This window comes from Mesorhizobium sp. M7A.F.Ca.US.006.01.1.1, assembly GCF_003997935.1.
GTDB lineage: Bacteria > Pseudomonadota > Alphaproteobacteria > Rhizobiales > Rhizobiaceae > Mesorhizobium.
Genome location: NZ_RZQL01000257.1, coordinates 1 through 9,442 on the forward strand (window position 1 = coordinate 1; position 9,442 = coordinate 9,442).

The 9,442-nt window shown below is 64.5% G+C and carries 8 protein-coding genes and 1 pseudogene; 7 read left to right on the top strand and 2 right to left on the bottom strand.

Going from position 1 to position 9,442, the window contains the following annotated elements:
* A pseudogene (locus tag EN943_RS30830) lies at positions 1 to 379 on the bottom strand (GlxA family transcriptional regulator); the annotation flags it as partial.
* 78 nt (positions 380 to 457) lie between these two features.
* On the opposite strand from EN943_RS30830, the gene EN943_RS30835 reads away from it, so the two are divergent.
* The 7 genes from EN943_RS30835 (at position 458) to EN943_RS30870 (ending at position 8,372) form a co-directional block, all read left to right on the top strand.
* On the top strand, positions 458 to 1,375 hold the full coding sequence (locus tag EN943_RS30835; RefSeq protein ID WP_127415848.1) for a 3-keto-5-aminohexanoate cleavage protein: 918 nt from the start codon (positions 458 to 460) through the stop codon (positions 1,373 to 1,375).
* Between the two features lie 80 nt (positions 1,376 to 1,455).
* Complete coding sequence (locus EN943_RS30840) at positions 1,456 to 2,085, top strand: HD domain-containing protein (RefSeq protein WP_127415849.1); 630 nt, start codon at positions 1,456 to 1,458, stop codon at positions 2,083 to 2,085.
* Positions 2,082 to 3,185, top strand: a complete 1,104-nt coding sequence (locus EN943_RS30845; RefSeq protein ID WP_127322329.1) for a carnitine 3-dehydrogenase — start codon at positions 2,082 to 2,084, stop codon at positions 3,183 to 3,185. Before EN943_RS30840 ends, EN943_RS30845 begins: the two co-directional genes overlap by 4 nt.
* 4 nt (positions 3,186 to 3,189) lie before the next feature.
* A complete protein-coding gene (locus EN943_RS30850) occupies positions 3,190 to 4,353 on the top strand; it encodes an acyl-CoA dehydrogenase (RefSeq protein ID WP_127415850.1) in 1,164 nt (387 codons plus the stop codon).
* Positions 4,354 to 4,356: 3 nt separating this feature from the next.
* A complete protein-coding gene (locus EN943_RS30855) occupies positions 4,357 to 6,435 on the top strand; it encodes an acetate--CoA ligase family protein (protein WP_127415851.1) in 2,079 nt (692 codons plus the stop codon).
* Positions 6,428 to 7,210, top strand: coding sequence for a carnitinyl-CoA dehydratase (locus EN943_RS30860; RefSeq protein WP_127415852.1), 783 nt, complete (start codon positions 6,428 to 6,430; stop codon positions 7,208 to 7,210). The genes EN943_RS30855 and EN943_RS30860 overlap by 8 nt, the downstream gene beginning before the upstream one ends.
* Positions 7,211 to 7,433: 223 nt before the next feature.
* Positions 7,434 to 8,372 carry an alpha/beta hydrolase gene (locus EN943_RS30870; protein WP_127415853.1) on the top strand — a complete coding sequence of 313 codons (939 nt, stop codon included), beginning with the start codon at positions 7,434 to 7,436 and terminating at the stop codon, positions 8,370 to 8,372.
* A gap of 36 nt (positions 8,373 to 8,408) precedes the next feature.
* Here EN943_RS30870 and EN943_RS30875 read toward each other — a convergent pair.
* Positions 8,409 to 9,442: FAD-binding dehydrogenase (locus EN943_RS30875; RefSeq protein WP_127415854.1), on the bottom strand; the 1,034-nt coding region annotated here is incomplete at its 5' end.

Here is a 9,442-nt window from a genome sequence, read left to right on the forward strand (position 1 = left end):
CCGCCAGCCAGGGGCCCGCCTCGACACCGCCGCACGCGCGCGCCGTGCGTGCCGCCCGGCGCAGGCCGGACAACAGAGCCGACGTCGCATAGTTCTGGGTGCCGAAGCCGGCGACGACGACAAGAACGTCTGTCGGCTCAGCCGCGTCGAAGCGGCCGCTGACCGCCACCGGCAGGCCACATGTGGTGACCGGAGCCTCCCCGGTCACCGAGACCAGCCTGAAATCGAACAGGGTCTCGCCGGAGATGCGGTTGGCGGCCCGCAGCGGATCGACGGCCGAGGCCACGCACATGATGGACGAGCCGGAAAACACCAGCAGCGTCACCTTGAGCGGCGAGCGCTCGGCGCGAAAGATCGTCGGCTTTTCGCTTTTCGTCATGGAAGCTTCGTAAAACGCAAAACAGTTTCCGGCAAGTCGGGCATTGTTGTGGTCAGTGTCTATTGGAGGAGAGTCCCCATGCCGCTTGCGATGAACCGTGAGGTTTTCATTACCTGTGCCGTGACCGGGTCCGGCGGGTCGCAGGACCGCAGCCCGCATGTGCCGCGCTCGCCCAAGCAGATCGCCGATTCGGCCATCGACGCGGCCAAGGCGGGCGCCGCGATCGTGCATTGCCATGTGCGCGATCCTGAGACCGGCAAGCCCAGGCGTGATGTGCATCTCTACCGCGAAGTGACCGAGCGCATTCGCGCGGCAGAAGTCGATGTCATCCTGAACCTGACCGCCGGCATGGGCGGCGACATGGTGTTCGGCTCGCCGGAGGCACCGCTGCCGCTCAACGAAAAGGGAACCGACATGGGCGGCGCCACCAACCGCATGGAACATGTGCGCCAGTGCCTGCCGGAAATCTGCACGCTCGACTGCGGCACCATGAATTTCGCCGAGGCCGACTATGTCATGACCAACACGCCCGGCATGCTGCGCGCCATGGGCGGCATGATGACGGCGCTCGGCGTCAAGCCGGAGATCGAGGCTTTCGACACCGGCCATCTGTGGTTCGCCAAGCAGTTGGTCGAGGAAAAGGTGCTCAACCCCGACGCGCTGGTGCAGCTTTGCATGGGCGTGCCGTGGGGCGCGCCTGACGACCTCAACACCTTCATGGCGATGGTCAACAATGTGCCGTCGACCTGGAACTGGTCGGCCTTCGCCATCGGCCGCAACCAGATGGCCTATGCCGCCGCAGCGGTGCTGGCCGGCGGCAATGTCCGTGTCGGGCTGGAAGACAATCTGTGGCTCGACAAGGGCGTGCTGGCTACCAATGCGCAGCTGGTCGAGCGTGCCGCCAGCATCGTCACCAATCTGGGCGCCAGGATCATCGGCCCGGAGGAAGTGCGCAAGAAGCTGAACCTGACCAAGCGGGCGCCGATCGCGGCATAAGCATGATCCCGAAAAGTGGGAACCGGTTTTCGGATAAGATCATGCTCAAACAAGAAGGTTCATTCATCGGAAGGGTCGACATGACTACCGTCAAATTCACCGCGATGAAGGATGGCGACCGGGACGACTACGAGTTCCTGACCGCGCATGAAATAGACTATGCGGCCAGGACCGGCGAGCGGCTGCTCGACGCGCTGGTTCAGCTCGACGTGGGCCTGTCCGGCTACAAGATCACAAGGCTCGGCCATTCGCTGCAGGCGGCGACGCGCGCCTGGCGCGACGGCGCCGACACCGACTGGATCGCTTGCGCGCTGCTGCACGACATCGGCGACATCTATGCGCCTTACAATCACGATGAATATGCCGCTTCGATCCTGAAACCCTTCGTGCGCGAACAATGCACCTGGGTGGTGGAAAAGCATGGTGACTTCCAGCGGCTCTACTATGCTCATCATCTGGGCGGCAACCGCCATGCGCGCGACCGCTTTGCCGGCCACGCCTATTTCGACGATTGCGACCAGTTTTGCGAGCGCTGGGACCAGTCCAGCTTCGACCCCGACTATGACACGCTGCCGATCGAATTCTTCCGGCCCTTCGTGCTCGAAGTCTTTGCCCGCAAGGCCTACGATCCCTCGGTGATCCGCGCCGGTGAGCGCGTGCCCCTCATCGATCCCGCAACAGCCGCGACAAGAACCGGAGCTTCCGCATGAGCATCATCAACAAGGCAGCCGCCATCGGTGGTGGTGTCATCGGCGCCGGCTGGGTGGCGCGCCTGCTGCTCAACGGCATCGACGTGTCGATCTTCGATCCCGATCCCGAGGCATCGCGCAAGGTCGGCGAAGTGATGAAGGGCGCGCGCCGCGCCTACAAGCAGATGGTGCCCGGCGGTTTGCCGAAAGAGGGCAAGCTGACCTTTGCCAAGACCATCGCCGAGGCGGTGGCCGATGCCGACTTCATCCAGGAAAGCGTGCCGGAACGGCTCGACCTCAAGCACCGCGTGCTGGCCGAGATCGATACCCACGCGCCGGCCAACGCCATTGTCGGCTCGTCCACCTCCGGCATCAAGCCGACCGACATGCAGGTGGCGATGAAGAAGCATCCGGAGCGGCTGGTCGTCGGCCATCCGTTCAACCCGGTCTATCTCCTGCCGCTGGTCGAGATCGTCGGCGGCGAACAGACCTTTCCCGAGGCGATCGAGGTCGCCAAGGAGATGTATGCCTCGATCGGCATGAAGCCTGTGGTGATCCGCAAGGAGATCGAGGCCTTCGTCGGCGACCGCCTGCTCGAAGCGGCATGGCGCGAAGCGCTGTGGCTGATCAAGGACGGCATCTGCACCGTCGAGGAACTCGACGACATCATGCGCTACGGCTTCGGCCTGCGCTGGGCGCAGATGGGCATGTTCCAGGTCTATCGCGTCGCCGGCGGCGAGGCCGGCATGCGCCACTTCATGGCGCAGTTCGGGCCGTGCCTGAAATGGCCATGGACCAAGCTGATGGACGTGCCGGAGTTCAACGACGAGCTGGTCGACCTGATCGCCACGCAGTCGGACGACCAGGCGCATGGGCTATCGATCCGAGAACTGGAAAAGATCCGCGACGACAATCTGGTCGCCATCATGGATGCGCTGTCGAAGCAGAACAAAGGCAAGGGCTGGGGCGCCGGCGCGCTGCACAAGGACTATACCAGGCAACTGGCCAAGCTGGCGGCGAAGAAGCCGACTGCCTCCAAGGCGGCCGAGAAAGCCAAAGCCTTGAAGCCGGTGAAGAAAGCCGAAAAGCCGAAGAAAAAGACCGGCAAGAAGAAAGGCTGAGAGCATGGATTTCGGGCTGTCGGAGGAACAGAGGCTCATCGTCGAGACGACCCGTGCGTTCGTCGAGAACGAGCTTTACCCGCATGAGCGCGAGATCGAGCGCACCGGCGTGCTGCGCCGTGACCTGATCGAGGAGATCAAGGTCAAGGCGATCGAGGCCGGGCTCTATGCCGCCAACATGCCGGCCGATGTCGGCGGTGCAGGCCTCGATACAGTGACCTGGCTGCTCTACGAGAAGGAACTTGGCCGCGCCAATTATGCACTGCACTGGACCTGCGTGGCGCGCCCCTCCAATATCCTCCTGGCCGGCACGCCCGAGCAGCGCGAAAAGTATCTGTTCCCCTGCATCCGCGGCGAGAAATGGGACTGTCTGGCGATGACCGAGCCGGGCGCCGGCTCCGATTTGCGCGGCATGAAGGCGACCGCCGTGCAGGATGGCGACGACTGGGTGCTGAACGGCACCAAGCATTTCATCTCCCACGCCGACCTGGCCGATTTCGCCATCGTGTTCATGGCTTCCGGCGAAGAGGATTCGCCGCGTGGAAAACGCAAGAAGATCACCGCCTTTTTCGTCGACAAGGGCACCAAAGGCTTCACCGTCCGTGATGGCTACCGCAACGTCTCGCATCGCGGCTACACCAACGCCATCCTCGAATTCGACGATTGCCGGCTGCCCGCCGCCCAAGTGTTGGGCGAAGTCCATAAGGGTTTCGACGTCGCCAATTCCTGGCTCGGCGCCACCCGGCTGCAGGTCGGCGCCACTTGCCTCGGCCGTGCCGAGCGGGCGCTTGGCCATGCCGTCGAATATGCCGCGCAACGCCAGCAGTTCGGTCAGCAGATCGGCAAGTTCCAGGGCGTATCGTTCAAGCTTGCCGACATGGCGACCGAACTGAAGGCTGCCGACCTGATGGTGTTCGAAGCCGGCTGGAAGTACGATCAGGGCACCGTCACCGACCAGGACATGGCCATGGCCAAGCTGAAGGCCACCGAAATGCTTGCATACGTTGCCGATGAAGCGATCCAGATCCATGGCGGCATGGGACTGATGGACGATTTGCCACTGGAGCGTATCTGGCGCGACGCGCGCGTCGAGCGAATCTGGGAAGGCACGTCCGAGATCCAGCGCCACATCATTTCGAGGGCGCTGCTGCGCCCGTTCGGGGCATGACATATGCATAAACTTGAGCGTCTCCTGCGGCCGAAATCGATCGCCGTCTTCGGCGGTGCGCAGGCTGCGGCCGTCGTCGCGCAATCGATCAAGATGGGCTTTGCCGGCGAGATCTGGCCGGTGCATCCGAGCAAGGACGAGGTTGCCGGCCGCAGGGCCTATCGTTCGGTGGCTGACCTGCCTGGCCCGCCGGACGCCGCCTTTGTCGGCGTCAACCGGCATTTGACCATCGAGGTGATCAAGGCGCTGGCCGAACGCGGCGCCGGCGGCGCCGTCTGCTTTGCCGCCGGCTTCCTCGAAACCGAGGCCTATGACGATGATGGCGAGCGGCTGCAGGCCGAGCTGGTCGCGGCGGCCGGCCAGATGCCGATCATCGGGCCGAATTGCTACGGCCTGATCAATTATGCCGACGGCGCGCTGCTGTGGCCCGACCAGCATGGCGGCATAAGACTGGCCGAGGGCGGCAAGGGCGTCGCCATCATCACCCAGTCCTCCAACATCGCCATCAACATGACCATGCAGAAGCGCGGCCTGCCGATCGCCTTCCTGATGACCGCCGGCAACCAGGCGCAGACCGGCCTATCCGAAATGGCGCTCGGCCTGATCGAGGATGAGCGGGTCACGTCGCTCGGCCTGCACATCGAGGCCTTCGATTCGGTAGCCGGCTTCGAACGGCTGGCGGCACGAGCCCGCGAGCTGAAGAAGCCGATCATCGCCATGAAGGTCGGCCGTTCCGAACAGGCCAGGCAAGCGACCGTCTCGCATACCGCGTCGCTGGCCGGCTCGGATGCGGCCTCGGGTGCGTTCCTGCGGCGACTCGGCATTGCGCGCGTCGATTCGATCCCCGCCTTTATCGAGGCGCTGAAGCTGCTGCACATCACCGGACCTTTGCCCGGCTATAGGCTGTCGTCGATGAGCTGCTCCGGCGGCGAGGCCTCCGTCATGGCCGACAGCGCCGAAGGCCGCTGGGTCAATTTCCCTGTGCTGGCCGACAGCCACCGCGCCCATGTCAAATCGACGCTCGGGCCGCTGGTCGCGGTCGCCAATCCCTTGGACTATCACACCTTCATCTGGAACAACGAGCCGGCGATGACCGCCACCTTCACCGCTATGGTGTCGGGCGGTTTCGACCTCAACATGCTGGTGCTCGATTTTCCGCGACCCGACCGCTGCTCGGTCACCGACTGGTGGGCGACGTTGCGCGCTTTCGAATCGGCGCTCAAGACCAACAAGGCGCATGGTGCGATCGTCTCCTCGCTGCCGGAGAACCTGCCGGAGGAATACACTGCCGAACTGATGGCGCGCGGCATGGTGCCGTTGTTCGGCATTTCGGAAGCGATGGATGCAGCCGGCGCAGCAGCCTTCATCGGCTGGGCTTGGGCTGAACCGCAGGCGCAGCCGATCGACACGTCGGCCTCCGGCGCCTCTGGCGGGGACCACGTCACCCCTGACGAGGCCGAAGCAAAATCGCGGCTGATCAAGGCTGGCCTGCCGGTGCCGAAGGGCGAGCGCGCCGCCAATGCGGTCGAGGCGGTGATCTCGTCCATGGCGCTCGGCTTTCCCGTCGCTCTGAAGGCGCTCGGCGTCACCCACAAATCCGAAGTTGGGGCTGTCAGGCTCAATCTCAGGGATGCAGAAACCGTCAGCACCGCAGCGCATGACCTGTTGCCGCTCGGCACCGGGCTCTATGTCGAGCGCATGGTGCGCGACGGCGTCGCCGAACTCATTGTCGGCTTCACCCGCGACCCGATGTTCGGCGCGGTGATGACGCTCGGCACCGGCGGCGTGCTGGTCGAGCTGTTGCGCGACAGCGTCACCCTGATGCTGCCGGCGACCCGCGACGATATCGAGGCGGCGCTGCGCGGCCTGAAACTGTTCCCGTTGCTCGAAGGCTATCGCGGCCGGCCGAAAGCCGATGTCGCGGCTGCCATCGATGCCATTTCGGGCATTGCTGCCTTCGTGCAGCAGAATGCCGGTGAGATCGAGGAACTCGACATCAACCCGCTGATCGTCTGTGCAGAGGGCAAGGGCGCCTGGATCGCCGACGCGCTGCTGGTGCTGGGAGAGAACAAGAATGTCTGACGTCATTTCTACCCGCCGCGAGGGCACGATCCTCGAAGTCACCCTCGACCGGCCCAAGGCCAACGCCATCGACCTGAAGACCTCGCGGCTGATGGGCGAGACCTTCAAGGCATTCCGAGACGATCCGGAATTGCGCGTCGCCATCGTCAAGACATCAGGCGACAAGTTCTTCTGTGCCGGGTGGGATTTGAAGGCGGCCGCCAGCGGCGATGCGGTCGATGGCGACTATGGCGTCGGCGGCTTTGCCGGGCTGCAGGAATTGCGCGACCTCAACAAGCCGGTGATCGCCTGCGTCAACGGCATGGCGGTCGGCGGTGGCTTCGAACTGGCGCTGTCCTGCGACCTTATCTACGCCTCCGATCATTCCTCCTTCGCGCTGCCCGAGATTCGCGCCGGCACGTTGGCCGACGCGGCGACGATCAAACTGCCGAAGCGCATCCCCTACCATGTCGCCATGGACCTTTTGCTCACCGGCCGCTGGATGGATGTCGCTGAAGCGCATCGCTGGGGCCTGGTCAACGAAGTGCTGCCCAAAGAGAAGCTCGAAGACCGCGTCTGGGAGATCGCCCGGCTGCTGGCCGGTGGCCCGCCGCTGGTCTTCGCCGCGATCAAGGAAACGGCGCGCGTGGCCGAGGCGCTGACCTTCCAGGACGCCATGAACAAGGTGACCCGCCGCCAGTTGCCGACGGTCGATGCACTCTACGGCTCCGAGGATGGCATGGAGGGTTTTCGGGCTTTTGCGGAGAAGCGGGAGCCGGTGTGGAAGGGGAAGTGAGGATTGTTGCCGAAATGACGGCGCTCACCCCCCTCTGTCCTGCCGGACATCTCCCCCTCAAGGGGGGAGATTGGCCTTCACTTCGCTCTTCGCAAATCTCAAACGCGAACGTCGCAAGACGGGCGGCGAGATTCATACTACCAATCTCCCCCCTTGAGGGGGAGATGTCCGGCAGGACAGAGGGGGGCGCCCTGGCTCAACCTTGGCAGCCTTTCCAGCACCCATGACCGACTACAAAACCCTCATCGACGCCGAGACCTGGGCCTTCATCGAGCGCACCAATTCCTATTATCCGCCCGACACGATCGACTACACGATCGTGCAGCAGCGCGAGATCTACGACCGCATGTGCCGCGAATTCTTTGCCGGCTATCCCGAAGGCGTCGCTGTCGAAACTTCAGCCATTGCGACGCCCACGCACGATATCCCGATCCGTATCTACCGAAGCCCACTCCAGGCAACCGTGACGGTGCTTTATGTCCATGGCGGCGGCTTCATCCTTGGTGGGCTGGACAGCCACGACGATGTTTGCGCGGAGCTCTGCGCCCGTACCGGTTATGAGGTGGTCTCCGTAGACTACCGGCTGGCGCCGGAGCATCTGCATCCGGCCGCCTTCGACGATGCGATGAGCGCCTTCGAATGGACCGCCGCCAATCGCGATCATCCTATCGTGCTCTGCGGCGACAGCGCTGGCGGCAATCTCTGCGCCGCCGTCAGTCACGCCACGCGCGGCCATTCGAAAAGGCCGGTTGGCCAGGTGCTGATCTATCCCGGCCTCGGCGGAGACCGCTCGAAAGGCTCCTATGTCAAGCACGCCGAAGCGCCGATGCTGACCGTGCGCGATCTCGAATTCTACAAGCATATCCGCACCGGCGGCGTGGATAGGACCGGGGACATCACGCTGTCGCCGCTCGCCGACACCGACTTCTCCAACCTGCCGCCGACAATGCTGATCACCGCTGAGTGCGACCCGTTGTCGTCGGATGGTGAGAGCTATCGCGACCTGATCGTGGCGGCGGGCGGACGCGCGACCTGGTTCGAGGAAACGGGGCTGGTGCATGGTTATCTCCGAGGCCGGCACACGGTCGGCCGCGCCCGCACCAGCTTCACCCGGATCGTCGATGCGGTGACCGCGCTTGGACAGGGCGATTGGCGCTGGTGATCGCAGCTAGACTCTGAGGACCGACCGGCCCCCGGCTCACTCTACCGACGCGCCCGCCGCCCGGCCGGCGCTGCGGCCGGAAAAGATGCAGCCGCCGAGGAAGGTGCCTTCGAGCGCCGCATAGCCATGCACGCCGCCGCCACCGAAACCGGCGGCTTCGCCGACCGCATAGAGCCCGGCGACCGGCTGTCCATCGGCACCCAGCACGCGGCTGTCGAGGTCGGTCTGCAGGCCGCCCAATGTCTTGCGGGTCAGGATGTTGAGGCGGACCGCGATCAGCGGACCGTTTGCCGGGTCGAGCATCTTGTGCGGCTTTGCCGTGCGGATCAGCCGGTCGCCGAGATAGGCGCGCGCGCCGCGCAGGGCGGTGATCTGCATATCCTTGGAGAACGGGTTGTCGAGCTGCCTGTCGCGGGCGCGAATCTCGCGCTCGACCTGGGCGACGTCGAGCAGCGGCTCGCCGCCGGCCAGCGCGTTCATACGGGCGACCAGCGCCGGCAAATCGGCCTCGACGATGAAGTCCTCGCCCTTTTCCATGAACGCCTTCACCGGACCCGGAATGCCGGACGTGGCGCGGCCGAGCACTTGGCGCCAGCTCTTGCCGGTCAGGTCGGGGTTCTGCTCGGAGCCCGACAGCGCGAACTCCTTCTGGATGATCTTCTTGGTCAGGATGAACCAGGAATAATCGAAGCCGGTGCTCATGATGTGGGAGAGCGTGCCCAGCGTGTCGAAGCCGGGATAGAGCGGCACCGGCAGGCGCTTGCCGCGCGCATCGAGCCACAGCGATGACGGGCCGGGCAGGATGCGGATCGCATGATCGGTCCAGATCGGCGCCCAGTTCTTGATGCCCTCGACATAGTGCCACATGCGGTCGCGGTTGATGATCGAACCGCCGGCCTGTTCCGTGATCGCCAGCATGCGGCCGTCGACATGATCGGGCACGCCGGTGATCATGCGCTTCGGTGCCGCGCCCAACCGCTGCGGCCAGTTTTCCCGGACAAGCTGATGGTTGGCGCCAATGCCACCGGAAGCGACGATCACCGCTTGCGCATGAAGCTCGAAATCGCCGG

Excerpts from the sequence above, each read along its gene's own strand:
- EN943_RS30845 (WP_127322329.1), top strand. The coding sequence starts at position 2,082 with ATGAGCATCATCAACAAGGCAGCCGCCATCGGTGGTGGTGTCATCGGC.
- EN943_RS30835 (WP_127415848.1), top strand. The coding sequence starts at position 458 with ATGCCGCTTGCGATGAACCGTGAGGTTTTCATTACCTGTGCCGTGACC.
- EN943_RS30855 (WP_127415851.1), top strand. The coding sequence starts at position 4,357 with ATGCATAAACTTGAGCGTCTCCTGCGGCCGAAATCGATCGCCGTCTTC.
- EN943_RS30850 (WP_127415850.1), top strand. The coding sequence starts at position 3,190 with ATGGATTTCGGGCTGTCGGAGGAACAGAGGCTCATCGTCGAGACGACC.
- EN943_RS30860 (WP_127415852.1), top strand. The coding sequence starts at position 6,428 with ATGTCTGACGTCATTTCTACCCGCCGCGAGGGCACGATCCTCGAAGTC.
- EN943_RS30870 (WP_127415853.1), top strand. The coding sequence starts at position 7,434 with ATGACCGACTACAAAACCCTCATCGACGCCGAGACCTGGGCCTTCATC.
- EN943_RS30840 (WP_127415849.1), top strand. The coding sequence starts at position 1,456 with ATGACTACCGTCAAATTCACCGCGATGAAGGATGGCGACCGGGACGAC.